Source organism: Synechococcus sp. UW179B (genome assembly GCF_900474245.1).
Lineage (GTDB): Bacteria > Cyanobacteriota > Cyanobacteriia > PCC-6307 > Cyanobiaceae > Synechococcus_C.
Genome location: NZ_UCNZ01000002.1, coordinates 23,898 through 49,017 on the forward strand (window position 1 = coordinate 23,898; position 25,120 = coordinate 49,017).

Below are 25,120 nucleotides of genomic sequence, written 5' to 3' on the forward strand. Positions count from 1 at the left end.
TTGCTTGATTTGCAGGCTGCTCAGTGCCAATCCAAGTCATGTTAAGGAGTAGAAATGATGGCCTCAAGGGCAACTGGAGAGGGGTTTACTTATACATTTAAGAGTGAAATTTCTGGTTCTCAGCTCAATGACTTTAAAAAGATCCAGGAGAGAATGAACCATGCGGCTATGAAGTTTGAAGGCTATCTAGGGCAGGATCTTAGTTTTTCTCCCCATCGATTACGAGATGGGTATCGTTGTACTGCGAGAGTGAAGTTCATGAGCCTTCAATGTTGTTTGGCTTGGTTGGACAGTACTGAACGGCGTAAGCTGTTGAATGAGGCAGAAACTTCACTTGACTATAAATATCATTCGCTGTTAGAGCCCCATTCTTTCGATCAGTGGCTTGATTCACGCAAAGGTATCCAAACTCCAGTTTGGAAGATCAATCTCTTGGTTTGGTTGGCTCTTTATCCTTCCGTCATGGTTTTGATCGTGAGTGGTCAGAACACACTTGGGGGCCTACCCTTGCCACTCAATATGTTGGTCAGTAATGCCATTACTGTTGCGGTAACAGGTTGGTGGTTCGTGCCGTGGTTGAGCCGATTGTATAGCGGATGGTTGCAGTCAAATAGCCGTCGCTTGAATATATTTTATACGTCTTCTATTTTTGGATTTCTTTTGCTATTTTTACTGTTTTTTACTGTTTTGTCTGATGCGTTGCAGTGATCCTTGATAGTGCTCAAAGCGAACTCTGATTCGTGTGATTTTGAGATGGCAGGAGGGGCTCCGCTGATCGATTAGGCCAACCTTATGTCTAGAGCTCATGATGATTGCTGGGTCTTGCCAGCTCTCCTGTGATCCGGATTGTGTTTTTAAACAACGCAGTTCCTAGGTTGAATGGGTTGATTGGATCGGTGGCTGTTGATTATTTGCTAGAGATTATAATGAACAAACTCTTCAGTGTTGCTGTTGATGGTATCTAGAAAATATAGAATAGGATAATGATCTCGCCCAAACGATTCAATGATTCCTGTTGACGATTAAAAGCGACTTCTAACTTTGATTTGTTTTTAATAATATTTTGTGCGAATCAAGCTCTCTTGAAATGGGAAAGAAGTCTCTGGAACGGGCCTTACAGGGATAAGTACCAGCGGATAACGGCTGCAACTTGGCCTGCAGGTCCATGACCGCTGATCAATTCACCAATGATCGCAGCCATAAAACCCAACATCGCCACACGCCCGTTGAGACGCTCAACAAAACCCAGAGATCCTTGATTCCATGGGCGTTTCGTGGTCAGACCCTCGCCGAAAGCTTCCAAAGGTTCGTACTGGAAATTTTGGCGTGACAAAGGGGCTCTAACAATTCGAAGTTGATTTTATGCAGAGATTCAGCTTCGTTTCATAGGCTTAGGACACCCTTAAGCCCGAACCCATGGATTCTGACCGTTTAAAAGCACTGTTTACGAAACCATATGGAAAACCAGCCCCAACGGAGTCCCAATGGAGAGAGTTGTATGACGAACAAGTTTGTTTTCAAGATCCAACGCAAGAGCGTCATGGCATTGATGCCTATATCGCAGCACAAGATGGATTAATGAAACGTTGCGATGACATCTATCTTGTGCCTGGTGCCATCGCCATCAATGAAAATATTGCTTTTATTGAGTGGGAAATGGGATTGAAAATTAAGGGAATTGAGTTTATTTATCCCGGTGCTTCTCGATTAGAACTCAACGCGGACGGAAAAGTTGTTAGTCATAGAGATTACTTTGATTTCGTTGGCCCTACCTTTGGTCCTGTTCCTGTACTAGGAGGGTTTGTACGCTGGCTTTACAAGCGATTTGTGGACTAATTGCTCAGAACGGTAAGGAAGAGAGCTTGATCAGCCCTGCTTCAGCGAGTAGGGGAATTATCGGAAGTCTGGGCTTGGCTCAGCTTCCAAAAGGTGAGACTTGTGACGGCGGCGCCAAATCCAAGGAAGACGGTGATCAAAGCTTCGCTTGACATGTCAACAGACTGATACAAATCTCATTATGGCGTATTCGCTCACTGACTTGCAAGTGAGTATTTATTCCTATAGCGGGCCGTTTCTGGGCCTCTTTTCGCGAGAGGCCCTACTTTTCATTACGGTATGTGGAGAAACGTAAATTCCAGTGCTGAGAACTCTCGCGACAAAACCGTTCCTCTCCGATTTTGGAATTTTGATTCTGAGAGTCTTCACTGGAACACTTCTCATCCATCATGGATATGAGAAGTTGGCAAATATCGAAAATTTTGCTGACGCATTCGTGCGTCCTCTCCACCTTCCTTTCCCCATTCTCCTTTCTTACATCGCAGCGTTTTCCGAGGTGATTGGGAGCTGGTTGTTGATTACGGGATTTCTGACGCGTTTTGGCGCCCTTGCGATCATGGGCACGATTTCGGTCGCTATCTATCACGCCATCATTACTGCTGGATTCAACATCTATCTATTGGAATTATTAGGTCTTTACTTTGCTTCGGCCGTGGCAATTCTGGCCATGGGCCCCGGACGCTTAGCCATCGATGAATTGATTGTTCGTCGCTTTAGTCCAGAGCTAGAACGTGAGCAATCCGGTTCAATCGATACAGTGATTTCCGACGGTGTCGCCTAAATTTTAGGTCCTCAAGGAAGGGTAAATCCCGACTGAAGGTGTTTGACATCGAGCATTACCCAGCTCAACCAGATCACAACGCCGATCACCCCTGACACGGCCGCAAACTTTCCGACGTTGCGGAGTAACAGCTCGGCCATACTCATTTCGCGCAAGGTTCTGTCCCAATCAGACTCCATCCTGCTTGATCAGTGTCACTTTGATGAACGTTCCTCTCGATTCCCCCACGGTCAGCCTGCTGATTGTGGGGTTTTTCTTCGCAGTTCTTCAAATCTGGTGGATTCGCTCCTTGCTGTTTAGAAACTCAGCGCGTCAAAAAGCTCTGCCCCTGAGCTCCCAACAGTTTCGAAAAGACTTGGAGCGAATATTCAAGAATGAATTCTGAGTGCTTGGGCGTGTTGTTCCCCATGATTGAGGGCGTGCCTCGTTTTGGTTGGTTTGATGGGGTGTCTTGATATTCGCGAATTGGAGTCAGATCAGATTCCAATCGTGACCGACTGGTCCCGTCGTGAGGGTTTTGCTCCAGGTCTTGGAGATATAGAGATTTATCGGCACACGGATCGTCAAGGCTTGTGGATTGCCTGGCTTGATCATGAGCCGATTGGATGCATTGCAGGCGTCCGGTATAACCCTGATTACGGATTTATTGGCCTGTATCTCGTCGTGCCCCATCAGAGAGGTCACGGGTATGGCCAACAGCTTTGGAAGCATGCTCTCGATCACCTTTCCGATCTCACCTGCATTGGATTGGAGGCAGCGCCTGCTCGAATCTTGGACTATGCGGGATGGGGATTTGAATCATCTTCGTTAACCACCCGTTGGCGTTGCTTCAACGAGGGCCACGCCGTTGACTTGAGGGGGGAACTCCCAACCGGTTTGCATGTGGTGGAGGGCAGCCATATTCCCTCAGAGGCTGTTCAGCTGTACGACGCCCAACGAGAGCCCAGTCCTAGGCCTCATTTCCTTGCTGATTGGCTTGGACATCCGTCGGGTCAAGTTCTTGCTCTCCTTGATGAGAACGGAAACTGTCATGGTTTTGGTCGCATTCGCCCATGCCTTTTGCAAGACGGTGAAGGCTGGCGCATCGGTCCCCTGCTCGCCGATTCCCCTGGGTTAGCCGTGTATCTGATTCAAAAACTTCAGCAACGCCATCCAGGGGTGCTGTTGATCGATACCCCTGGTTTCAACGTTGCTGCGAAGGGGCTCATGGCAGATCTGGGTTTTAAGACTGAGTCAGAAACCATGCGGATGTATCGAGGTGATCTGCCGAAACAGGCTTTAGATGATGTGTTTGCTCTTGCCTGTTTGGAGTTGGGTTGATTGGTACGGCACTTTGGCCTGTTCATCTTCGAACAGGCTTCATCCAATCGTTATTTCTTTGCTGCGTAGATGACGGCTCCACCTGCAACAAGCGTCAGCACGCCAGTGGTGAGCAGGAAGCCAACCAACAGAGTGAAACCAATCAAGGAGCCAAGAAGCGACATCTTCACGCGCAGAAGCTTGGACTTCATCAACATCATCATCAAGATCACGATGGTGGCTTTAAGACCAGCCACCTGGCCTGCACGGATCAGGCAAAACGGATTAAGAAGCAGCATTCCCTCGGTTACAAACGCTCTTCGATTCTGACGAGTTTGATCTCTCATCCGTGAGATCTTTGATCGATGTCTTCCCCCACGCATGCCATCAGCCCTAGATGATGGGTGTTATGTGTGGTCGTTTTGCCCTTACTGCCGATGCTCTTCAGCTCCCGGAGGTTCTACGGGAGCGGATGTCTGATGTGCATCTCGCGCGCTACGCGCCCCGGCAGCTCATACGCCCTTCTGAACCCGTGTTGGGATTGCGTCGAGAGGAGTGCAAAACCGAAGCTGCGCTCATGCTTTGGGGGTTGATCCCTTCCTGGGCGAAAGACCCCTCTAGTGGACCTAGACCCATTAATGCTCGCTCTGAGACTGTTGCTGACAAAACAAGCTTCAAAGCGGCTTGGCGCCATCGGCGATGTTTAATCCCAGCCACTGGATTTTTCGAGAAAAATTATTTTGTAAGCCGTCTTGATCAACGTTCCTTTTGGATCGCTGGATTGTGGGAACGCTGGCTTGGTTCGGATGGGAGTGAACTTGATACCTGCACGATTCTCACCACTGCGCCGAATGCTCTCATTCAACCCCTGCATGATCGAATGCCTGTGTTAATTCCGGATGGTCTGGAAGAGGCGTGGTTAGCCGTCGCTGATGGGCATGACCTAAGGGCTTTAGAACCACTCCTGATGGGTTGGGATCCTCAAGGTTGGAAGGTGGACCCCATTCAACAGCGCAGGAATGAGCCCTCTCCATCGTCCATTCAGGGCTCGCTCTTTGAGATCAACTGAACTTGGATCCACAAATTAATGCTTATCAATCAAGGTTAGTTTCCTTCAATGATTTGCAACTCAGTCTCGAATTCGTTGTTCCCTGAGGCGTCGCATGCTGTTGCGGGGCATCATTCGATTGTCCTTCAGGGAACGCAGAGGGGCGTCTCGATTCACGGTTCTTGGGTTCGAGCTGATGAGCAACATCAATGCTATTAAGCCCAGCAACGTGATTCCAGACCTGATCGGTGTGAGCATTTTTCAATCCTGCGCAGCCGTCACCACAGTCTGTTCGAGTGGTAGCAATTCATCGTCGTCATTCGCACGACTACGGACAGGAGCATTGAATCCCCGTGCTCTTGGGTTTTTGACATCAAAGGGGCCTGGAGTGCCTTTGGGAACGGCGAGGCGGAGGGCAAACGCTTGCGACCCTGGCTCAACGTCTCCAATAGACCCAACCCTTGTGCGGTTTTGAAGCACTGGCTCACCGCTTCGATCAAGAATGCGTGCATAAACATCCGTATCCACGACAGCGCGTTTGCTGGGATTCACGACTGTTCCGCTCAGCACGTAGCAGCTAGCGCCCTCTGGACTTGTGATGTTGTTGCGGGTATTTCCAAGCGCCTGTCCTGGTTGTGCCCCTGGATCATTAGCATCGCAGGGAGCTAAGGCCACGTCACTCAACCGCAGCTCTGCGGCCAGCACGGGCGTCCCGATCAGCAAACACACTGCGATCAGGATGGAAATCAAAGAGCGCCGAAGCATGGCATGGAGTGGGGGCAGCCCTTCACCATGCCGCAGTGAGGGGCTTCTTTGAGCCTTTGCTCTTGAGGTTGTCAGTCAATGTCGTGGCATGAGGCACCGTCAGAAGAGCTTTCTGGTGAAGGTTGATTGATTTTTTTGGGAACAAAGTGTCCTGGTATTGATGTCTAGGTGAGTCAATGGAAATGGCGTTGCTTTTCTTGCTGGCTTTGTTTTTTCTGCCAAGTTGACACTTGAATTCCTAATCATTGCTTCTTGCTGAATTATGTTCTTGGCTTTTGTCCTTCGTATGATTACTTGTAGGCGGAAAGATTTGTTTTTGCTGTTTTAAGCGCCTCTTCGCAAGCAGATCGATCTTCGGAGTCGATATCCCCTTGGCTTCCATTCAGTCTCGCTTCCAGGAAAGCGATTTCATCGATCCAATACTCTTTGTTTTTGTCTGACTCGTTGCTCATTTGTCGTTGACGGCTATCTTTATATTCTCTCTTCATTGAGAGAAATTTGCAAGATGCTGCCCCGTTTCCTTCGTCCATTCGATTACCACAGTTGAAAATTCTTCGTCTCTGTCGGTGAAGGAGACAGCTTTTGGCTAAGAGAAACTGCCGTCAGGACTGGTGCAATCACTCCGATCACAATGGTGTGTGCAAGGAGCTGGCGAAGCTGATTATGTTCAGTATGGCCATAATGAAACCCCTTAAGAGCGCTTGTCATGAATCGGATGTGTTCTTCTAGAAATAATATTGAGCCGAATTTTGTTGTTCTTAGAGTTTTCTGAAGGATCAGTTAAAGATGAATGAAACCTGAGACTTCTGGAATTGGACTCACTCCTTTGGTCTGTCTCTTAGTGCATGAACAAGTGGGGTTGACTCAGGACGAGTTGAATGGCTCGTCGGCTGCTATCGACGGCCAAGACGATGGCCAGTCCTCGTAGACAACGAACCAACACAGCCGAATCAAAAAGATCGAGGCGCCTTGCTGTCCATTGGGCCGCCAGTGCTGCCACACTTCCCAGCGTGAGTCCCATCCAAGGAATGCCCCGGCCCTCATGCAGAAATTGCAGGGATGCTGCGCTCGCTGAGCACAACACTGCGACTGTGCTGAGTCGAATGGCCTGATGGATCGGGACTGAAAAAGGCCCACTCATCAGCGGAACGAGCACGAGTCCTCCACCAAGGCCAAGCATGCCCGCTGTCCAGCCGGCGATGCAGCCCACACCAGCCAGCAGGGGCGCGGAGGTTTCTTCCGTTTCCAAGCAGAGTGGCTCTTTTTCCTCTTCTTTTTCCTTGTTCTCTTCCTCCCCAGCCTCTTCCTCAGCTTGTGGCGGCTCTTTGATAGAAAAGGCCAACAACACATAGACCGCTGTTTGCATTGCCAATAGCACCCATCCAGCGGCAAGGCCACCAAGCCCTCCAAATAAAAATGCTGATCCGAATCCTGCTAAGCCGATGGCTAGGGCTGATCGTGTTGGCAGGCTTCCACTTTGAAGATGCACGATTGTCCCTGCTAGAGCGGTGGGTACAATGGCAAAGCTGCTAGTGGCGAGCGCTTGATGAGGAGGCAGGTTGAGCCAGAGCAAAACCGGTGCAAAAATGAGACCACCGCCGATTCCTAACAATCCAGCCAACCCTCCTGCCAAGAGTCCCAGGCTGATCAAGAGCGGAATATCCCACCAAGGCACCACGGCATCTCTTTGCTTGCTGTTTCAGCATGCTTTGAAAGGCCATCGCAATGTGGCTTCTCAGCTCAGATGGTTACTGATGTTGTTGGCTAACCCCGATATGAACCACACAGTTGCCACTGCGGCTCAGAGAATGTTAAAAAGGTATATGGGTAGGTAAAGGATGAACCCCGCTAAGCAGCATCGAAAGCTCCATAAGCTTCAGTCTCGGGCAGAGGAGTGCCTCACACGAGGGGAGGCTCAAAAAATCTTGAAGAAAGCTGCAAAGGCACAGAGGAAACTTGAGCAGGGTCCTTCAAGTGAAAATACGACTGAATCAGAAATTCATTGACGTTTTTGTTTCGGGCTTAATAGTAATTTCGTGAGTAATTGTATGAAACTATTCTAATTTGAAAATGTTGATAGATTGGGCTTTTGTATTGTTGAAAATAATGTCTAGCTTTTATTCAGAACAGAGACATCGCTTTGATCTTTGACACCTTTTTGGGATCTAAGCCTTGTAGGTCTGTTACTTCAATGAGATTCCTTTTCATCATTTCTGCGAGAGAGAAAAGGATCGTCTCGTAGTTGAATTCCATTCTCCCTTCGATCTCGTACCTTTCAGTGCTGAGATAATCGTGGAGTGAGCAAACTGATTCCAGTGAGTTCAGGGATTGACTCTTCGTTTGGATCACACCAATTAAAACAGTCACCGCGCGCTCATTGCCTTTGTGGAAAGCTTTACGAGCGATTTCTGTTTCTGTGGAAGGCCAGTCAACTTGCGTCATGACGTGAATCAAAAGGGATGGTGTTAGCCGGAGGTTCAGGCCGTCTGACTCAATGGGGATCGTTGACGCAAACGCGGAAGATCAAACCAGGGGGTGGACGGCGATAGGTGATGTTCGCGATGATATCCAAAGTGATAGCAAGCTGCGAACGAGAGCAATGGGTGGATCGTCAAACTCCTTGGTGTCTGACGGTTGGGGTTATTTTTATTGAGGTGATGGGGAAACCAGGTTCCAACGAAAAAGAGTTGCAGAGCGCTCAGGATTAAAGGGAGGGCACAGAACACAGCAACGGATAAAACGGCTTGTTGATCCGTTGAAGGGTTGAGAATGGTGAGTGCCATCCAAAACAAAGCCAAAATCGTGAGGGCTCCGGCATTCATATACCGACTCATGAAATCCCAAAACCATCTCAAAACGGAATGATCTGGGTGGCTTTGGTAATCAGGATCGCGCTCTGTTTCTGCCTTTAGGTGATGCAGAGCATGATTGCTTTTGCAACGTCGATAACTGAGACCCGCATAAAGAATGAGTGCTACAGCTCCAATGCAATGATTGAGTTTTAATCTTTTGGGCGCAAGAATTCCATGCATGGCATCGTGGCCAATAATGAACAAACCTGTTTGAACAAAAGTTCTCAACAAAACCAGTGGAATGAGTGTTGCAAGCGGCAAAGATTCAAGATTTAATGACAGGCAAACCACAAGTGTGATGAGCCAAATCGCCGCAATTATTGCGGCGAAAATTAAACCGAGATCACGCTGCTGAACTGATTCAGCTACCACCAAGTTTCAGAAGTTCAGCTGGTGATGCCAAGAGGTCGATGGCAACAAAGTAGATCTTGTCGTTCTCATCTAGTAGGAAGCGCCAAGCAACATTCATACCAACTTCACCTCCAAACCAAGGCGTTTGAACTTGTCCAGTAACCTTGATTTGATTGAAACCGCCATCGGTGGGTTCTCCATAACCACCTTTAGGAATCAGCTTTAGATTCTGACAATCCCGTTTAAAGAATTTCAGAATCGCATCAGTGCCCACAATGGGTCTTTGGAAGGGAGGTTGGAGCGCTCCGTCCGACAAGAACAGCTTAATCAGTGCATCAAAATCATTGGAGTTAAGCAGTTCCATGTAGTCCAAAACCGTTTGGTTCAGGACCCCTGGGATAAAGACCTTTTCGCGAGCCTCTGAAGGAGTTGGATCGACGATTGGTTCAGAAACAATGGCTGAATCATCGTTGTCAGGGTCGAAACCCATATCGACAACGAAATTACGCAAAATACTGATTTGCTGTCCTTGTTCAACTTTCTTGACTGATTCAAGAACGGCGTTGGCATTGGAGGACAACTTATAACCATCGGGAATTGGCGCAACTTTCCCTTGACGCATCAGTTCGCCAAGTTCGTACCAGAATCCCAATTTCACATTGATCGACCAGAAGGCATAACGCTTTGAGATTGGAGCATCAACTTTTCCAGCTAAGTCGCACATCACGCGACTTTGCTCACTGAAGCTCATCCCTGTAATTTCATCCAAGGTTGGCTGGGCGATTGCCATTCGAGCAGCGCCAGGAGCGGCCACGGTGATCGTGCGCCCCATCTCTAAGTAGGCAAACCAGATCAAAGCGAGTTGATCTTCTGCACTCAACAGCTTGTAGCGAGCAGTAATCGCTGGAACGGCATCTGCTGTGCGTGTATCTGGAAATATTTGCGCGGCCTTATCGATCGTGAACATGGAATTACCGCACCTGAAGGTGCCGGTACTGTAACACTCTGTATCGAAAACGTCGCGCTTTGGGCGTTGATTTGGTATCTCCTACGTTATTTGCCAGCGAAGGATGCCGTCCCACAGATTAGTGGGCAACAGTCTTTGTATGACTGCAGACTCGGCTCGGTGTCCGCAGAGGTATCGCGCTTTTGGAGTGCGAGCATCCAAAGCCTTTTGGATGGTTGCCGCCACAACGTCTGCTGGAGATGCCCTTTTGAACCCCTCCTGCCAATTTTCTTCCACTTTCCTCATCATGGGAGCCCAAGCGGGGTCTTTTTGGGCTTCGGCCATGGATTTCCTCGTGAGAGTTTCGAAGCGCGTTGCAATTAAGCCGGGTTCGATGACGACGACGTTGATTCCGAATTGGTGAAGCTCGAGCCGTAAGGCATCGCTGAGCGCCTCTAAAGCAAATTTGCTTGCTCCATACCACCCTGCTCCAGGGGTAACAAATCGGCCCGCGATCGAGGAAAGATTGATGACCGTGCCTTTTCCACGCTTTCTCATTTCCGGTAAAACCAACTGAGTGAGTGCGATGAGACCGAAGACATTGACCTGAAACAGGTTTTCAGCGCTCTGAATTGGCATAGTTTCGATGGGACCAACATCTCCAAATCCAGCGTTGTTCACAAGGGCATCAAGAGCACCAAATTGTTGATGGATATGCGTCACAACGGCTTGCCTTGATTGGATGTCCGTGATGTCAAGAGTCAGCACTTCGGCCCCTAACTCACGAAGATCATTCATCGCTTCTGTGTTTCGTGCCGCAGCGATCACCTTCCAGCCTTGAAGAAGGAGCCGTTGAGCGGTGGCTTTGCCAATTCCGCTGGAGGCCCCAGTGATCAAGACAGTGCGTTGTGGCTTGGTCATCCGGGGCTGATATGGAAGAGTGCGCTCAGGCTGACAGCGATGCCATGAAACAGCTTCCAGGTCGACCACGTCCTCGATGGCAGCAACAACTTATTTCTGGTCTTGTTTTTGGTTTGGGATTGGTGCTGATGGCGGCGTTGCTACCCGTCGTCTTGCCGATTCTTTTGATTGCTGGCTTGTTGGCCGGGCTCGCGCTGATCCCGATCCTCCGTCAATTGCGCAACGAACTCGAGCAACTTGACCAGGTTCAGAAGACGTCGTCTGAGCGCATCCCCATGGATGTGACCCCTTGGCAGCAAAAATTGTGGGACAGATGGAAAGCGTCGCTGAATCGACGTTCATAGGTCGCTGTCATCGTCAGGAGTACGAACCACGGAGATGGTGCGAGCTCCGAATTCGTCGAGTGCTGCGGCCCATGCTGCCGCGTGGTCCGAGGCAAACACGGTGATCGAGCTGACACTCTCACCCGTGAGCTTGAAGAAAACTGTGAATCGCTGGGACATCGCTCTCCAGTCGATACCAAGATCACTGTGGCATTTTGAGCACGATCATCGCCTCAATCCCGGTCATCTTCGCTAGAGAAGGTGCATCAAAGCTCTAGCGGACAACATTCCCCATGCAGACCCCATCTCAGATGCGTTCGGTGACCCCAGGAGGGCCTGAAGGAGGGCTGGTCGCGATCCTTGGTCTCGTCTTAGCAGCTTTGTTGTTGCTTGCTCAGGCCTTGTTTGTGGTGCCAGCTGGTGAAGTTGCTGTTGTGACAACGCTTGGCAAAGTCAGTGGTGAATCTCGTCAGCCTGGCTTGAATGTCAAAATTCCCCTCGTTCAGCAGGTATGGCCTTTCAGTATCCGAACGCAAGTACGGCCTGAAAACTTTGCCACTCTCACGAAGGATTTGCAGGTAATTGAGGCCACGGCCACCATCAAATACGCGTTACGGGCGGATCAAGCTGGTCGTGCTTACAGCACGATTGCAAGCAGTGATCGCGATGTGTATCCAAGAATTATTCAGCCGTCCTTGTTGAAAGCACTTAAGTCTGTGTTTTCTCAATATGAGTTGGTCACCATCGCCTCTGAATGGAATGACATCTCAACGCTCGTTGAAGAGACAGTTGCCGACGAACTTGATCAATTTGATTATGTAAAGGTGCTGGGTCTTGACCTCACGGGACTGGAAATTGCCGAAGAATATCGTGCCGCGATTGAGCAGAAACAGATTGCTGAACAGCAACTTCTCAGGGCCCAAACCGAGGTGAAAATTGCTGAGCAGGAGGCTTTGCGTTACGACACCTTGAACAAAGGCCTTAACGAACGCGTTTTGTACAAACTTTTCCTTGATAAGTGGGACGGTATGACTCAGGTTGTCCCAGGTCTGCCTGGAACCAATGGTGCTATGCCTTCTGTGATCGTTGGATCGAAGAAGTAAATGACTTTGATTTAAGAGGCTCTTCGGCTGAATTTTGCCCTTTTCTGGCATTTTTAGCCGAATTGCTTTGGTTGAATCACTCTTGTCTTAACGGTTGTAGTGGTTTCTTTTTGCTGCAGGAACGCTCCCCCGGTCTTGTTCAGAGTGGGCGTTCTTGAGTTCAGTGCTCATGGCAATGGAAAAGTGGGTACGATTAAAGCAATGAACTGGTGAAGGTTTTATCAATGTTCCCAGACAGAATTTTTGGGCTTGCATTGCTGATCTTCCAACCAGTGGCCACGAGGTGAAAGCGTGAATCACCATGTTTTTCGTGGGCTATTGGTTGTGGTTCTTTTGGGTGTGCTTACCCACTGCGCATCCAAGACCCAAGTTCGCGTTCGCTACAGGGTCGTGCCTCAAGGTTCGCCTGAGCTGTTTCAGCTTCCAAAACAGAAACCTTCCACGCGTGGCCTCTTGCTCTGAATCGCGTGATCGATGTGGTTAGAACCCAGGTTTGTTCCTGTTAGGAAATATTTGATGCTGCCTATTCGGAAATTTTGCTAGCTGAAAGCGTCGTTTAATGAGTGTTTCAGCGCATTTGTTCAATTGCTGACTGTTTCCCTCTGAACTTTTGATCCGATGTTCAAGCTATTTCCCTGGCAGGACACCATCTTTCCACTCACAATCATTGAGCTGTGTGACAGCAGGCTCACCCTATCCACGAACGGTCGTTCCAGTCACTTAGAAGAGTCTTGACCTGTATTGAGCATCGTCCATGCAGAACAGTTTTAGCAGGGAACTGGCACGTTCACTCGTGGTCATGCTCTTAGAAATGCAAGCTGAGATACGTGAGTTTTCCTATCAAATGGACCTTGAAGAACAGCGCTTTCAAAAAGCTCAGGCACGATCTGGATCCACGGGTAGCCCTTTGAGTGTGAGTGCTAATTGACGGGCAGCAAGCAACCCTGGATACAAATATCTGGCTCTTTTTTTATTTTGAAAGAGGCCGTTGAGCAAGGCCAAAAGAGGATCGCTTGGTTTGAGCTGGCTGCAGAGAATTGAAATGGCTTCGCTCCCGTGCCAAATTTGATCTCCATCCATCAATACGGCTCCCTCACTTAAATTGAATCCCCGTCTACGTAAATCGTTGCGGAGATCATGTTCAAGTCTTCCGTCCCGGATCAGCAGATCTGGAATGCCTCCTTCTAGTTCGCTGCGCAATGCAAATGCTTTGCAGAAAGGACAGCCACCGTCGTAGACGAGCGTCTTCAGAAACCCCTCCAGCCGTTCGTTCGGTAAGTTGATGTCATTGACAATAATTTAGATGGCGGACAAGGAGCTACTCAAGGAAGTCGGGCAGGAGTTGTGGGGTTCTGTCAAGAAGCTGCGCCCGGGTTTGCCTCGTGAGTCTCGATTGGAGCTCACCCTCAAGGCCTTGATGGTGATTGGTGATCTTTCTGATCAGCTTCAGGCTGCGGTGGTTGTGGGTCTTATTGCAGAGCAAGAACCTCCTGAGAACGAACCTGAGGGCAAAGATGTCACCACCAGCGCTGATAGCGAACCCGAGGTGGATCAGACCCCCGATGGTCGACGCGTCGTGCGTCGTCGATCACGTGCTGCAGGGTAACCAGCTAGGACATTTCGATTCCCTGCATGACAGGGGGGATACATCAGCTCCAAGACACGTCAGAACCAGTCCTGACGTGTCTCCACCTTGGTCACAGGATGGGTTAGTTCAGCAAGGCCTTGCCTCGGCTGTGAATGCTGCGTGCGTATTCCGTCCATGCTCCTTGTCCCCAGTAACGAAAGCAGCTTGTTTCCAGTAAAAGCAGATGAAGCAGCGCGTTTCGGTAACTTTCCCCCGTTGTGATCGATGGATCTTTTGCTATTTGCTGGTCGAAGCGTTGATGAAAGTCTGCGCTGAGTTGATTCATCGGTTCCAAGACGTTGTCGTAGCCCTCAACCCAACTGAGGTTGTTAGTCCAAGAGGCCCCCTCCATCGAGAAGTCGCTGTTATTGGCTTTGAGTTCATCGATTGCTGCGTTTACGTTTTCACGCGTCGAACAGCTGCCCACCTTCTCCCATAGCTGGTGCTGCTTCACGGCTTGTACTTCGGGGAAATCGGAGGCCGTAACTCCTTCCTGTTCAAGAAGTTCAAGCCATTCACTTCCGTTGATCGCCACCGTTTGGGCTTGTTCGTTGTCGGTTGGGTTGCGATTGGATGCTTTGCGGTGCGCTTGAAGGAATGCCTCAGGGAATTCATTCATCATCACCCCCCCGTTTTCGCCATCAGCGATTTGGGTCACCAAGGATGGAACCTGTCTGTTTCCAAGCGGTTGTTTCCCAAGGGTGAGAGCCTCGTAATACGGCTGCATTTGGCCCACGAGCTTTGTGTCTGAGCCTTGTGTCTTGATTAAGACTGTGATCCTTGCAATGTCTCCTGTTGAGCTGCGTGCAACCAGTTGGTTGGGGAGATATCTCTGTGCATGGGAAAGAGGGGATCCATCCGGGTTTTCGACGCTGTGTTCTTGAACCATTAACCAGCTGTAGCCGCATTCATTGAGGGCTTGAATGAAGGCATGAAGGGTGTCTGGGTGATTGGGAAGATGCATTTCCGGTGGTGAAAACCCTTTCACCCTCTTGAGTGCCTCTTCCCCAAAGAGATCAACAAACTGGTGTTGCCAGGCACTGATCTGAAGCTTGAGATCCGGAATCGGTGTTGATGGAGCCACCGCATGGCTCCAGAACGTACCCAGCCATTCCACGTGGCGTTGCATCTCCAGATCACAGGCGAGATAGCGGAGTGCCCCCGTGATGTCTTCACGGCCCATCTGGTGAACTCCCCAAAGGAGGTTTCCGGAATAATCGAGCATGATTCTTGGATTGCATCCCTCGCTGATCAGCTGCGGAATGAGATCAGCCATCCGTCGGTAGCACTGCGCGAAGGGTTCCGCGTTGTGGTTGTCTCCTTCTCCCTGGTTCTCGACCATGTATTGCAAATGGGAAACAAGTTCTCCGCTTTTGCCGGCGGGAATCGTTGGCTGATGCATGTGCAGAGCACAGGCAAAAGCTGAGCTGATCCCCTGAAGTCTCAAATTGGTGTCTTGGAGCCAGACGGGCTCGCGGTTCTGCAAAAGGGAATGCAGATCGGCTTCGCGGCCGGCGATCGCTGGAGATTGGGAATGGGTCATGACTTGATTCGTACTCCAGCGAGCCTTCGACGTCAGCTCACGACCGATTTCATGTCTTGTTGAGGTTCTTGGGATTCGCTGGTAATCGATCCCTTTGTGCATTGGTTTCGTGATTCACTACACGGAGAAAAGGGCATGGGACACCTGTTTTGAGCGCTCTCCAGTCCTTTTTGGAGCACTTGCAACGCGATGGTCGTTTGCAAAGCCGTGTTCAATCGGCAATGACAGCTGCTGAGGTTGCGATGATCGCTCAGGAGCTTGGCTACCCCGTGTCAGGAAGTGAGCTGCTTTTGCTATCAGGTAAGTCTCTGAGAGGGATGCGGGTGGTTCGTATTGATCATCCTGGTGAATACCCACACCGTTACTGAGGCAAGCTTCTGAGTAGAAACACTGATGTGTTGAGGAGATGGCATGCGCCATAACGAAAGAGCCCATTGGGAAGGGCTCAGATCAAGCTTGATGAATGCGTCTCGTGGGCCGTGGCCGGGGGGTCACGGTCTTTTTATTGGTCTGTTGCCTCTCTGATGGATGCGTTTTATTCCTGGTCAAAATTTCCTTTGAATGTGCTGAAATCTTGAAAAATGGCGGTTGTTTGTCTTTATCACCACATGAATCATCCGTGATCCCGAAGACTTCTGATCAATGTGAGTGGTTTGCACCATGTTTTGCAGGTTGGGTGCATAAGTTGAGTACATACGAAAGTTCATTGATGTACAGAATTCAGGAGCTGAGCCCTTCCGGTTGGATGGATCACGGATCCAGAACAACAGAAATAGAGGCTTTTTGGGCTGCGCATGCTCTCAGCCAGCAGGAAGGACAATCCGCGAGAGTCCTCAACCCCTTGGATGAGATGGTTTGCATCATGAACCGAGCTGGTTCGACTGCGATTCAAACTGATCACGAGTTGGTGGCTTAACCGATGGCTTATTTCAGTCACTACAAACATTTCACGATTCGCTACAAGATGTCTGATGGCAGCAAGCAGGAGGCTTGCTTCTATGCATCCGATGCTTGGGAAGCTCGCATCCTTGCCATGGAGTTTTACGAACACATTCGGCGATGGCCTAACAGCATTGACCTGATCCATGAGGTGGGTTGCCGCTTCTGATCACTCACTGCCGAATCTTCCATTAAGTCAAGAAATCGCAAGGAATGGGGTCAGAGGCTTGAACTGGCTCCAAGATTGACTTCATGACATTGACTCACTGTCCTCTTTGTATCGGCTTAGCGCTGCTCTCAGCGATTCGAACCACGGCTCATCTGGTGATGATGGTTCAGCTTGAGCGTCGAACGGCAGAAAAGTTTGAGCATCCAGCAAGTGTGCTTGGAACGGTATTTGAACTCTGAACTGGTTGATAGATGATGCGCACACGATGAGCACTTGCTCAGTGGTGTGCGTCCTAGAGACTCTTGTGGCGCAAGGCCCCATGGAGCTTGTTTGAACTGAGGCGTCTCGAGGCTTGGCTGTTGCTTCGGGCCTATTCGTCTTGGCATGCGGATTGATGAAGTCTTTTAGGATCCTCGGATTCTGAGAACCTGTCACACACTAAAAAATTAGAACAAGGATCAATAAAAGGTGAATTAAAAATCCAATACAAATTTTTAGGCTGCTTTTGCCAGGCTTTTTTATGGAAATTACTATCAATAAAGGATGAGAATTAAAATGAGGTCTTTTAGGGGAGGGAGTACCAGTCAGTAGTCACACCTAACTGGAAATCACACTGTCCTTGTCCTTGAATATCAACGGAACCAACTTGGTCGTCTCGTGGATCGTATCTTTGGAGGATGCAAGCTTGGACAAGCGATGGATCACTTATTGGCGATGACCCAGGCAGTGGCGACCCGTTGCTTTAAGTAGAGATCCGCAAGGTGTCTGGCTAGCTGTTGCAGTTCCGCCACGTCGGTGGTGGAGTCAATTTGACGCTTGATGGATTCGGTTTCGAACTGCTGGGAAAGAGTGGCTTCCATGGAAGTGACTAAAGATGACACCACCTTAAAAATTCTTCATGAAGACTGCGGGCCACAGTTGGCCGACGGAGGCGCCAAGATGTAACGAAATCGTTACAAACCCCCATGACCGTCGGCGAACTCGTGCTCGAAACCCTTTCCACCGGAGTGATTACGGAAGATGAGGTCACTTGGCTCACTGATCATCTTCAGACCTTTTCAAGGCCTGAAGAAGCAGCTGCGCTTCGTCTAGGTCGTCTTATGGATGAAGGACAAGTCAACCTCGGATGCCGTGTCTCCAAGCGCTGGTTGCATCACCGTGAGGTCCTTGTGGATTGGATCGAACCTCTGGGACGCCATAGCTGAGTGATCTTTCGAGAGACTCCTTTGTCAGGTTCATGAAGGCCTGGACAGAGTGATCACTTCGACTTGAATTGAGTGATTGTTTTTATTGGTTGTCTGTCAAAGCTCCAACATAGGCTTTACTGTTGTTCTGAATTCTTTTGCATTAGTTTTGGCAGTTGAGGCTTTTCGGGCTTTGAAGGATGCTTACTCAGCAATATTCAGGCTGCAAAGCTTTTTGATTAGGTCGTTTTGTTTATTCCATAAACTTTTTGCTAACTTTCAAGCTTCAATCGAGGCTTCGCTGGATTTTATAATTAAAATGCCTTTATCTGAGATCTGAACGATATGCTCGGAAAATTGCGTCTAGCGAATAGGCTTGAGTTATCAGTGGGAATTGGTTTCACCCTGATTGGTTTTTTTGTTGGCTCACTTTTGATTAGAAACACGTTAAATAATAAAATCAATCTGGAATCGCCCCAAGAAGTGAGTGAGCCTGCTCCCAAGCCTTATGTGAGTGAAGTTTTGCCTAGTCGTGAGACTCCTAATGCAGCAGAGGCGCAAGAAAAAGATCTTAACCAAACACAAAATAAGAATCTACCCGCTGCTCCCTCCGCTTCCAACGATGAATTCAGTCGTTTGTCTCAGGAAGAGAAGAATTGCGTGATTTGGAAAAATGCATATCCTGAAGCTGCTTATAAGCTTAAGAAAGGGGATGCATGCTATTGATTTGCATGCCCATAGTTTTTATGCATGTTTCTATACTCTGATGACCTGAGTGAAAGGTCATGCCTGCCTGTTTCTCTTGTGATTCGTGCTGCGCTAAGCGTTGGATTGCTTAGCTCACTCGTTGCTCCTGAGTTCTCAGCATTTCATAGGCTTTCCACAAGCCATCCACTTCTGAGCATGTCAATTCCTTGTTACAAACTCGATATTTCCCATTCCCAACGGCATCAATGGTGGAACCTTTGGATGTAGCGCAGATTCTGCTGAGAAAGGTCACTGGAATGACTCAGTTACCTTTGGTCTAGATCAGGATCTAGGCATTGCGCTCGTTTTTTCGCCGTTCCTTTTCAGATCGAAATAGATTTCCGCGGAGAATAAAGACTTATGCGTTGACCGACTGCATGGCGTCGATGTGCGCAACACATCCCAAGATGTCCAGATCGTTTGGTTGCATTTAAATTTAGTCCTCAAAAATTTCTTTGCACATAGTTTTAAGGCAATATTTTCTGCTTTCTGTCTTATTCCATTTGAATTTGTTTTGCTTGATCCATTGAATTGATGATCTGAAGCCTCACACTACAGTCCATGACTACTTATTATGGTGAAAAAGCCAAACTCAATGAAAGCAGTTTTCAATGGTTGCGTTCTTGCCGAAAGCGACGATATTGTTTATGTGGATGGGAATCCCTATTTTCCTCGTGAAGCGATGCATGCTGAATATTTTCGCGATTCTCGACACACGACGGTGTGTGGATGGAAAGGGAAAGCACGCTACTGGGACCTCATTGTTGGCGACCGTGTGATGACTAATGTGGCTTGGAGTTATGAAACACCAAAGCCTGACGCTGAGTCGATTCGTTATAGATTTGCTTTTTATTCCGGCAAGGACATCATTGTTTCATAATTCATTTAAAATATCCCCTAGCCCTCTTAGAATGAATGGCTGATTACTATTCATCGCTAATAGCACCTAAATAGATTTAGTTTTTTTTATTCTCAATCTTTCACGGCTTTCTGTTGATGGCGTATGATTAGAATATTGATGATTTTAAGTACATGGTAGATAAATCATCTGAAGCTTTGCGGTCAACCTCTGATGGCTTAGATGCTAAATCTTCTTCGTATCGTATTGTTCGCGATGATCTTCAAGAAGATTCGATCACGAAGTTGCGATTTGCTAATTACGATGACGCCTATGATGAATTAGAACGTTTTTATGGAGATCTTTGTTGCTCTGATGAGCGGGTTGAATACTCAATCGTTTCGATCTGACCTGATCTTCTTGCCTCGTTTGAGCTTTGGCTTCTTCATCGTCTTGGTTTGATGCGCTAGATCGCTGTCATATTTTATTGTGACGGCTGGTTGTAGATCTTCGAAAATCTGTTCGGCGTGTTTTTGCTTTTAAAGCTTTACACAATGTAGTCACAATCTTGAGTGAATCGAAACTCATGCACTCTTAGGGTGTGTTGTCCCTATGCTTTGCACATCACAACTCAATGTGATGTAAATGGCCGGGTGATGGGGATTACTTGGTTGCAGGCCGCTCATGTGTTGAGCGGTTTTTTTGTGGTGTCACGTATCTCTCTTGCCCTCGTTCAATGCTTTGAGCCAATTTATAGAGCTTCAATGTTGTCTCCTGTGTATGAATGAACAGGGGTTTGACATGAATTCAACTGGCTTTTCTTTTCTGTACTGGCTATAGTCTGTTCTATTGTTTTTGTTTTTGTGAATCCCACTAAAGTTTTGCGTGTAATCGTTATTGTTGCTTCTCTGGGATTAGCTATTTTGGCGTTCCAGCTCACGAGTGGATTGAACGATTCTGATTCTTCTAATGAGCTGCAAGAGGCTATGCCTGCTCTTCAACAATAATGCGTCGATTTACGCAGCTAGTGATTCGAAAATAGCTGCTTTTTGCATGCATCGAGTGTGATTGTATATCTTACGTTGTGCTTGTCGTCCACAACTCTATAAATTTTGCCAGTGGCCATACATTTTGTCCGAGCATCAACAAATGCTTTGAACTCAGTTTCTCTGGTTACTTCTGCTGTCCAGCTTTCATCAGAAAGGTGCTCAATCGTGTACATCTACATCTAACCGTTATCGATATGTTGGCCTCTCGCGGGACAAAAGCGTGTGATCTACTGATTAACCTTGGGATCAGAAATAAATTCCGAATAAATCAAATGCATTTCTGTATTTTTTATTTAATTTCACTTAAATCGCCGCGGGCTTGTGCGAAGAGCTTGAAGTGGTGGCCTGGATCTGGTGATGCATTTATTTTGAACTTTCCGTTGGCTCAAGGCACCGAGTTTGTCGCTCAAAGGCTTGTGCCTGACTCATCTTGTTGAGCAGCTTATGGATGTCATGGGCAGAAAGCTCTCCATTCGATGCCCACTTCATCGATGACAATTCGTATTTTTGAAGAGGTGTGGGCATCGACCAGTACAATAGGTAATTGAGCTTACGTTGGATCTTGAAATCGAAACGGGCTCAATCTCTCTTCTGCCCTTCAGAAATTCTGTAATTCGTTGTTTGCTTGACGGGCTTTCCCCTGATCCGATGGTTTTTCGTGGATTTCTTTTCTGTGTGACTCTGACGGCTTGCCGGGGCTGTGGAGGTATTGGCGTAAAGGTGCGCTGATCTATCTATTGCGCAGCAGGAGCTCAAGGGAGCATGATAAAGAAAATCTGTAGTTATCTCTCGTGGCTCACGGACCCTGTTGCCCCCTCCATCAATCCACCCTCGATTCACCCGACTATTGGACTGATCCAGCTTTGATGCCATCGGCACTCCCAGCCTCTTCCTCGGAATGGCGACGTTGGGAAATTGAGAGTCGGAACCGTCACGCGAAGTGGGCGGTCCGTCATGGCCAATGACCCCGACACCCGAGCACGCCTAGGCCTTGTTGGCTTTGGCGCGTCTCTCGCACGATGCATTCAGCAGCTATCGGAGCTTTGTGATGGGGGTGATTGGCTGTGTATGGAGGCTTTGGTGCAACATTCTTTGAATGATGCTTATTGATGGGTTGAAAAGTCTTGCACCTGCAAGGATTTAATGGTTAGCCGTGTTGTTGATGCAAGCTTCAATGCTTGACTTCCACTCCTTGCCTTCCAATGTGCCCTATCAGTTCACTCGATAAGGCAGACTGTATCTAGGTCTAGGATCCAAGCATGGCAACAGCAGAAGAGAAGCGCACCATTACGAAGAAGCGCCTTCAGGAACTCCGCAATATGTGTCGCGAACACTACAACGTTCTGATTGAAGAGGGCACCATGCCAGATGCCGCTGATGTTCGTGTGACCAATCAGAAGCTTGAGGAGTTGATGGAGCTCCTTGATGGAAAAATTAAATGGGATAATGCTTGATTATTGCTTTTTATCGTTCAATTTCTAGTTGTTCTGTTTTTGATATTTTTTTAATGTAGTTCGCAAACAAAAAGAGGTGTGTAAAGCCTCCTTTTGTTTGCTGAGACTAATCAATCTTCGGTATCTTCACTGCCTTCGGGGATAAGACGGATTTGCTTTCGACCTAGCTTGATGGTGAAATTGTCGCCAGGGCTCAGTTCAAGCATTGCTGTATAGGCTTTCCCGATTAAGAGATTTCCATTGCCTTGCACTTTGGCGATGTAGCTGAGCTTGCGTCCGCCTTTGCCAATTCCCCCTGCTCCGCCTCCGAGATCAATACCTTTGGCGTTCAGAAGAGCCTCATAAAATGCAGTGAAATTTACACGATCACTTCCGTCTTTCTTCTTCGAGACGTAGCCACACTGAGTGGCTAAATCGGTCTTTGATACATCGCCAAGATCTTTGACCTTAGCGAGCAGGTCTGCACCAGTGAGCATTTGGGAATAAGCCTCAACAAACTATTACTAACAGCGCATCCTCATCTACGTCAACACTTTGGATTGATTTGATTCTTCTTTGTGTATTTCTGGCCTGTGGCTTGTCATTTCAGATGTCTTTTGTGCTTCTCGTTTTCTAGGTTTTGCTTTTCCTGTCGATGTTGTTGCTTCGCTTCTTCGACCTCTGTGCGCTTCCCTCAGGATTTGTTTGGTAGCGGTTAGCTGGTCCGCGGACCTCTAGGCCTCTACCTGGTCCTGGTCTCAGCTTGCCGACGGATCAACATCATGCAATTGGGACAACACGCGTGCGGCTAGTCCCCTTGAGATCCTTCGTTCAATCAACAGGTTGCAAACCCAAGTAAAGAGGGGGGGGTTGGCTGGGTTTGAGGTCAGTCGGTCTTGCAAGAGCATCAGCTCTGGTTTCGTTTTGATTCCTCGTAAGGCATCAATCAGCATGTCTTCGCCTGTTGTGGCTTGAACCGTGCGTTGAGCTGTGCTGGTCATCTGCCAAAGGCATGTGTTCTCTTGTTCTGGCACGTCTTGCGGTGACTTTGCAAGGCTTTTCCCTACTGATCAGCCAGCTTTTCAAGGGAATTAGCCGTTCGATACAACTGGTGTGATGCCTGCGGGCTGATTCCGTCAATGGAACTCGCGGAATAGATGCTTCCATCCCAAGCCAGATACTGAATCCCCTTGTCTTCGCTCCACATCCAACCGAGAACATTAATGAATGCACTGCCATCTCTAATGGCGTGGACGTTGGAGAAGGCTTGAAACTCGCTGGGAATGTTCATTGCGATTTTGATTATTGGCATGCTCGTCGTTTGTAGCTTGGCAACGGATGTCTAGAAGAACCACATCCGTTGCAAGCTGTCTTCACGCTTTCCTTAGCGATTGCCTTTCCATCGCAGCATGCTGATCCAGATCGCGAACAGCGTTCCAACGGGGATCACGATCACGAGGAGCTGAGCGATCACCAATTGTCGTACCTCTGGATCCATGGTGTCCGCTCTTCGTGATGAGTTCCTCGCTTTTAGTTGTTTTGATTGACTGGAACGATGGTCATTCCGATGGGAGCTATCGCAATCACAGCGAGTTTGATGTGCTGAATCCCGAAGGGGATCCCAATGATGGAGACGAAGCAGGCCAGTGCTGAGGTGAGATGGCCGATTGCCAGCCACCAGCCAGCCACTAAAAACCAAATCACATTTCCGATGAGACCCATCGGTCCGGTGCCTAAATCAACGCGCCCATTGAGCTCTCGTCGATTGATGGCTTCAAACCCAAAGGGCCATAGAGCAAATTTACCAATTACAAAACACGAGCGACTCCAAGGCAGGCCCACGATGCTGATGGCAGAGAGAAGACCCGCCAACCACCAGCCCAAGGCCATGGGCAGGCCACCAAGAATGACCCAAAGAATATTGAGAATTGATTTGACCATGCACGTATTCTTACCAAATCCCAGGAATTAAGCGAAAACTTGTAGATTTGTAATCCGAAAAATCCTGATATTTGATTTTCATTGATGTCTCTTTGTCGCGTATGCGTTGTAAGTATAAAAGAAAAACTGAGAGTGGCACTAAGAATGCCCAAAGGGAACCTGCTATCACACTAAAACTTAGGTAGCGCATCAAGTCTCCTGTGTAATTGATATGGCGTACACCACTCCAAATTCCTGTACGAACCAAACCCGTTCCGCTTTCTTTCGCTGTTGTTTTTTGGATGTCAGCAGCCGTGTTGATCAGGCTTCCGAAGTAAAAAAGTGGAATTGCCGTTGCCGTAGCTGCGATGGAAAGCTCTGTTGAGTTTGTAAAGGCTAAAAATGCTGGTAGTGAATAAAAAACTCCAACAATCACCAGTGCACCAACAAATCCAGGGAAATCAACTTTTTCTGTGAAAATCTGCTTGCGACGCTCTGGATAAATCCTTTGCTCTATAAGCCACCATAAGCAATAGCTAATGTGCATACACGCGTATAGGATTTGCCGTTGACCCTCGATACCAAATAGCCCTATCAAACTAAGAATCAAAAGGATCGTGACCGCTTTTGCCCAATTGATTGCAGTTAATTGTGATGTCATCGTTGATGCATTGTTATTTTCTTAGCAGTTTCAACACAACGAAAGCCGTGCAGATGGCGAGGATCCACCAAAGCCAGGTTGAGCTCGTAACGATGGCAATGGCAATCCCTATGACCAAGAAGATCAAAAATTGATTGAGGGTCATGGGCCACAGGTATGGAATCCCATTCTGAATGGGGTTTAGCCCCTCTTCAATCAGTGATGGACGCTTCGGGTCGATCCTGGCCCGGGAAGTGCACGACCAGAAGGTCTTCGCCGGTGATGGAACCGTTGGCGTCTAGGAGTTCGGGATGGGTTGTTAACAAACCTGTCCGGTCTGTCCGGCGTCTTGAATTGGCAGGGGCCGTAGAGCTAGAGCTCAAGCGCATCATTCGAAAGGCTTGGACCAACAGGAAGACGAAGACGCTTCCATAAACCAAGGGAAAAAGTGCAGACAGCATGTGGCAAATCCCTGTTATTAAGAAATATTAACGGGTTTGTTGTTGATTCGCGTTTCTGAATCAGCTGGAAACCGGAAGCTTCGTTGGTTTTGCTCGTGCTTTGGGCCAGCTTTGGGTCATGACGATCTCCCTTCAACTTGCCGTTGCTCGATGCACCGCTCGCGGTCTGATCAATGGAACGGCTGCTGCCGATTACAGCGAGGTCATCACCCTCCACCGAATGATGCAGCTTGAGGGTGAAACGGCTCTTGCCGCAGGCTTGTTAGCGCTGGCGCGCTCTTTGAATCCATCTGAGGCTATGCGTGATGTCTCTGCCCACAGACGACATCCCTCGGCGTAAGGGAA

The 25,120-nt window shown here is 48.4% G+C and carries 35 protein-coding genes; 15 read left to right on the top strand and 20 right to left on the bottom strand.

Annotated elements, in window-relative coordinates; genetic code table 11:
• Positions 1-57: 57 nt before the first annotated feature.
• Positions 58-708 (top strand): hypothetical protein, encoded by a 651-nt coding sequence (locus DXY38_RS01015; protein ID WP_115070229.1) that lies wholly within the window; start codon positions 58-60, stop codon positions 706-708.
• 406 nt (positions 709-1,114) lie between these two features.
• Here DXY38_RS01015 and DXY38_RS01020 read toward each other — a convergent pair whose 3' ends face one another.
• A complete protein-coding gene (locus tag DXY38_RS01020; protein WP_038013374.1) occupies positions 1,115-1,333 on the bottom strand; it encodes a chlorophyll a/b-binding protein in 219 nt (72 codons plus the stop codon).
• Between the two features lie 83 nt (positions 1,334-1,416).
• Between DXY38_RS01020 and DXY38_RS01025 the strand changes: the two genes are divergently transcribed.
• Both DXY38_RS01025 and DXY38_RS01030 read left to right on the top strand, forming a co-directional pair.
• Positions 1,417-1,836, top strand: a complete 420-nt coding sequence (locus DXY38_RS01025; RefSeq protein ID WP_115070105.1) for a nuclear transport factor 2 family protein — start codon at positions 1,417-1,419, stop codon at positions 1,834-1,836.
• A 301-nt stretch (positions 1,837-2,137) separates the two neighbouring features.
• Positions 2,138-2,617, top strand: coding sequence for a DoxX family protein (locus DXY38_RS01030; protein ID WP_115070106.1), 480 nt, complete (start codon positions 2,138-2,140; stop codon positions 2,615-2,617).
• An 11-nt stretch (positions 2,618-2,628) separates the two neighbouring features.
• Here the strand turns inward: DXY38_RS01030 and DXY38_RS13570 are convergent, their stop codons facing one another.
• Positions 2,629-2,796 carry a hypothetical protein gene (locus tag DXY38_RS13570; protein ID WP_170952812.1) on the bottom strand — a complete coding sequence of 56 codons (168 nt, stop codon included), beginning with the start codon at positions 2,794-2,796 and terminating at the stop codon, positions 2,629-2,631.
• A gap of 262 nt (positions 2,797-3,058) precedes the next feature.
• Here DXY38_RS13570 and DXY38_RS01040 point away from each other — a divergent pair, with 262 nt between their 5' ends.
• Positions 3,059-3,937, top strand: a complete 879-nt coding sequence (locus tag DXY38_RS01040) for a GNAT family N-acetyltransferase (RefSeq protein ID WP_006853164.1) — start codon at positions 3,059-3,061, stop codon at positions 3,935-3,937.
• 50 nt (positions 3,938-3,987) lie between these two features.
• Here the strand turns inward: DXY38_RS01040 and DXY38_RS01045 are convergent, their stop codons facing one another.
• Entirely contained in the window at positions 3,988-4,215 is a 228-nt protein-coding gene (locus DXY38_RS01045; RefSeq protein WP_115070108.1) for a hypothetical protein, read from the bottom strand.
• A 110-nt stretch (positions 4,216-4,325) separates the two neighbouring features.
• On the opposite strand from DXY38_RS01045, the gene DXY38_RS01050 reads away from it, so the two are divergent.
• The gene (locus DXY38_RS01050) at positions 4,326-4,985 is read left to right on the top strand and encodes an SOS response-associated peptidase (protein WP_115070109.1); all 660 of its coding nucleotides are present in this window, start codon (positions 4,326-4,328) and stop codon (positions 4,983-4,985) included.
• Between the two features lie 240 nt (positions 4,986-5,225).
• On the opposite strand, the gene DXY38_RS01055 is transcribed toward DXY38_RS01050, so the two are convergent.
• The 7 genes from DXY38_RS01055 to DXY38_RS01085 form a co-directional block, all read right to left on the bottom strand.
• Positions 5,226-5,729, bottom strand: coding sequence for a hypothetical protein (locus DXY38_RS01055; protein ID WP_115070110.1), 504 nt, complete (start codon positions 5,727-5,729; stop codon positions 5,226-5,228).
• Positions 5,730-6,019: 290 nt separating this feature from the next.
• Positions 6,020-6,259: a hypothetical protein gene (locus DXY38_RS01060; protein ID WP_244278956.1), complete on the bottom strand. Its 240-nt coding sequence runs from the start codon at positions 6,257-6,259 to the stop codon at positions 6,020-6,022.
• A 308-nt stretch (positions 6,260-6,567) separates the two neighbouring features.
• Positions 6,568-7,407 carry a sulfite exporter TauE/SafE family protein gene (locus tag DXY38_RS01065; protein WP_115070111.1) on the bottom strand — a complete coding sequence of 280 codons (840 nt, stop codon included), beginning with the start codon at positions 7,405-7,407 and terminating at the stop codon, positions 6,568-6,570.
• A gap of 443 nt (positions 7,408-7,850) precedes the next feature.
• Positions 7,851-8,171, bottom strand: a complete 321-nt coding sequence (locus DXY38_RS01070) for a hypothetical protein (protein ID WP_115070112.1) — start codon at positions 8,169-8,171, stop codon at positions 7,851-7,853.
• Positions 8,172-8,206: 35 nt separating this feature from the next.
• Complete coding sequence (locus DXY38_RS01075) at positions 8,207-8,953, bottom strand: fatty acid desaturase (protein WP_115070231.1); 747 nt, start codon at positions 8,951-8,953, stop codon at positions 8,207-8,209.
• On the bottom strand, positions 8,943-9,899 hold the full coding sequence (locus DXY38_RS01080; protein WP_115070113.1) for an orange carotenoid protein N-terminal domain-containing protein: 957 nt from the start codon (positions 9,897-9,899) through the stop codon (positions 8,943-8,945). Before DXY38_RS01080 ends, DXY38_RS01075 begins: the two co-directional genes overlap by 11 nt.
• An 81-nt stretch (positions 9,900-9,980) precedes the next feature.
• Positions 9,981-10,799, bottom strand: coding sequence for an SDR family NAD(P)-dependent oxidoreductase (locus DXY38_RS01085; protein WP_115070114.1), 819 nt, complete (start codon positions 10,797-10,799; stop codon positions 9,981-9,983).
• Between the two features lie 11 nt (positions 10,800-10,810).
• On the opposite strand from DXY38_RS01085, the gene DXY38_RS01090 reads away from it, so the two are divergent.
• Positions 10,811-11,143, top strand: a complete 333-nt coding sequence (locus DXY38_RS01090; RefSeq protein WP_115070115.1) for a hypothetical protein — start codon at positions 10,811-10,813, stop codon at positions 11,141-11,143.
• Here the strand turns inward: DXY38_RS01090 and DXY38_RS13575 are convergent.
• Complete coding sequence (locus DXY38_RS13575; RefSeq protein WP_006853153.1) at positions 11,138-11,302, bottom strand: hypothetical protein; 165 nt, start codon at positions 11,300-11,302, stop codon at positions 11,138-11,140. The genes DXY38_RS01090 and DXY38_RS13575 overlap by 6 nt on opposite strands.
• Positions 11,303-11,415: 113 nt before the next feature.
• Here DXY38_RS13575 and DXY38_RS01095 point away from each other — a divergent pair, with 113 nt between their 5' ends.
• Complete coding sequence (locus DXY38_RS01095) at positions 11,416-12,225, top strand: prohibitin family protein (protein WP_371410974.1); 810 nt, start codon at positions 11,416-11,418, stop codon at positions 12,223-12,225.
• Between the two features lie 876 nt (positions 12,226-13,101).
• On the opposite strand, the gene DXY38_RS01100 is transcribed toward DXY38_RS01095, so the two are convergent.
• A complete protein-coding gene (locus DXY38_RS01100; protein WP_244278958.1) occupies positions 13,102-13,425 on the bottom strand; it encodes a hypothetical protein in 324 nt (107 codons plus the stop codon).
• A gap of 103 nt (positions 13,426-13,528) precedes the next feature.
• On the opposite strand from DXY38_RS01100, the gene DXY38_RS01105 reads away from it, so the two are divergent.
• Positions 13,529-13,831: a TIGR03894 family protein gene (locus DXY38_RS01105; RefSeq protein ID WP_115070118.1), complete on the top strand. Its 303-nt coding sequence runs from the start codon at positions 13,529-13,531 to the stop codon at positions 13,829-13,831.
• Positions 13,832-13,934: 103 nt separating this feature from the next.
• Here DXY38_RS01105 and DXY38_RS01110 read toward each other — a convergent pair whose 3' ends face one another.
• Positions 13,935-15,395, bottom strand: a complete 1,461-nt coding sequence (locus DXY38_RS01110) for a glycosyl hydrolase family 57 (protein ID WP_115070119.1) — start codon at positions 15,393-15,395, stop codon at positions 13,935-13,937.
• Between the two features lie 149 nt (positions 15,396-15,544).
• Between DXY38_RS01110 and DXY38_RS01115 the strand changes: the two genes are divergently transcribed.
• Together DXY38_RS01115 and DXY38_RS01125 are read left to right on the top strand one after the other, a co-directional pair.
• Positions 15,545-15,763 (top strand): Nif11-like leader peptide family natural product precursor, encoded by a 219-nt coding sequence (locus DXY38_RS01115; RefSeq protein ID WP_038013808.1) that lies wholly within the window; start codon positions 15,545-15,547, stop codon positions 15,761-15,763.
• 551 nt (positions 15,764-16,314) lie between these two features.
• Entirely contained in the window at positions 16,315-16,503 is a 189-nt protein-coding gene (locus DXY38_RS01125; RefSeq protein WP_006853144.1) for a hypothetical protein, read from the top strand.
• A gap of 701 nt (positions 16,504-17,204) precedes the next feature.
• On the opposite strand, the gene DXY38_RS13585 is transcribed toward DXY38_RS01125, so the two are convergent.
• Positions 17,205-17,363, bottom strand: coding sequence for a hypothetical protein (locus tag DXY38_RS13585; RefSeq protein ID WP_006853141.1), 159 nt, complete (start codon positions 17,361-17,363; stop codon positions 17,205-17,207).
• Between the two features lie 105 nt (positions 17,364-17,468).
• Between DXY38_RS13585 and DXY38_RS01130 the strand changes: the two genes are divergently transcribed.
• The 4 genes from DXY38_RS01130 to DXY38_RS01160 all read left to right on the top strand — a co-directional run bounded on the left by DXY38_RS01130 (position 17,469) and on the right by DXY38_RS01160 (position 21,775).
• Entirely contained in the window at positions 17,469-17,708 is a 240-nt protein-coding gene (locus DXY38_RS01130; RefSeq protein ID WP_006853140.1) for a hypothetical protein, read from the top strand.
• A gap of 366 nt (positions 17,709-18,074) precedes the next feature.
• On the top strand, positions 18,075-18,413 hold the full coding sequence (locus tag DXY38_RS01140; protein WP_136987998.1) for a hypothetical protein: 339 nt from the start codon (positions 18,075-18,077) through the stop codon (positions 18,411-18,413).
• Between the two features lie 616 nt (positions 18,414-19,029).
• The gene (locus tag DXY38_RS01145; RefSeq protein WP_115070232.1) at positions 19,030-19,314 is read left to right on the top strand and encodes a DUF427 domain-containing protein; all 285 of its coding nucleotides are present in this window, start codon (positions 19,030-19,032) and stop codon (positions 19,312-19,314) included.
• A 2,266-nt stretch (positions 19,315-21,580) separates the two neighbouring features.
• On the top strand, positions 21,581-21,775 hold the full coding sequence (locus tag DXY38_RS01160; RefSeq protein WP_006853133.1) for a hypothetical protein: 195 nt from the start codon (positions 21,581-21,583) through the stop codon (positions 21,773-21,775).
• Positions 21,776-21,885: 110 nt separating this feature from the next.
• Here DXY38_RS01160 and DXY38_RS01165 read toward each other — a convergent pair whose 3' ends face one another.
• The 6 genes from DXY38_RS01165 to DXY38_RS01190 form a co-directional block, all read right to left on the bottom strand.
• Positions 21,886-22,251: an AbrB family transcriptional regulator gene (locus DXY38_RS01165; protein WP_115070124.1), complete on the bottom strand. Its 366-nt coding sequence runs from the start codon at positions 22,249-22,251 to the stop codon at positions 21,886-21,888.
• 261 nt (positions 22,252-22,512) lie between these two features.
• On the bottom strand, positions 22,513-22,755 hold the full coding sequence (locus DXY38_RS01170; protein WP_038013802.1) for a hypothetical protein: 243 nt from the start codon (positions 22,753-22,755) through the stop codon (positions 22,513-22,515).
• A gap of 62 nt (positions 22,756-22,817) precedes the next feature.
• The gene (locus DXY38_RS01175) at positions 22,818-23,045 is read right to left on the bottom strand and encodes a hypothetical protein (protein WP_038013368.1); all 228 of its coding nucleotides are present in this window, start codon (positions 23,043-23,045) and stop codon (positions 22,818-22,820) included.
• A 239-nt stretch (positions 23,046-23,284) separates the two neighbouring features.
• Positions 23,285-23,695, bottom strand: coding sequence for a YccF domain-containing protein (locus DXY38_RS01180; protein WP_006853128.1), 411 nt, complete (start codon positions 23,693-23,695; stop codon positions 23,285-23,287).
• 10 nt (positions 23,696-23,705) lie between these two features.
• Positions 23,706-24,335 (bottom strand): isoprenylcysteine carboxylmethyltransferase family protein, encoded by a 630-nt coding sequence (locus DXY38_RS01185; protein ID WP_115070125.1) that lies wholly within the window; start codon positions 24,333-24,335, stop codon positions 23,706-23,708.
• A gap of 191 nt (positions 24,336-24,526) precedes the next feature.
• Positions 24,527-24,775, bottom strand: a complete 249-nt coding sequence (locus DXY38_RS01190) for a DUF2973 domain-containing protein (protein WP_115070126.1) — start codon at positions 24,773-24,775, stop codon at positions 24,527-24,529.
• A 118-nt stretch (positions 24,776-24,893) separates the two neighbouring features.
• On the opposite strand from DXY38_RS01190, the gene DXY38_RS01195 reads away from it, so the two are divergent.
• Complete coding sequence (locus DXY38_RS01195) at positions 24,894-25,115, top strand: hypothetical protein (protein WP_006853124.1); 222 nt, start codon at positions 24,894-24,896, stop codon at positions 25,113-25,115.
• Positions 25,116-25,120 lie beyond the last annotated feature (5 nt).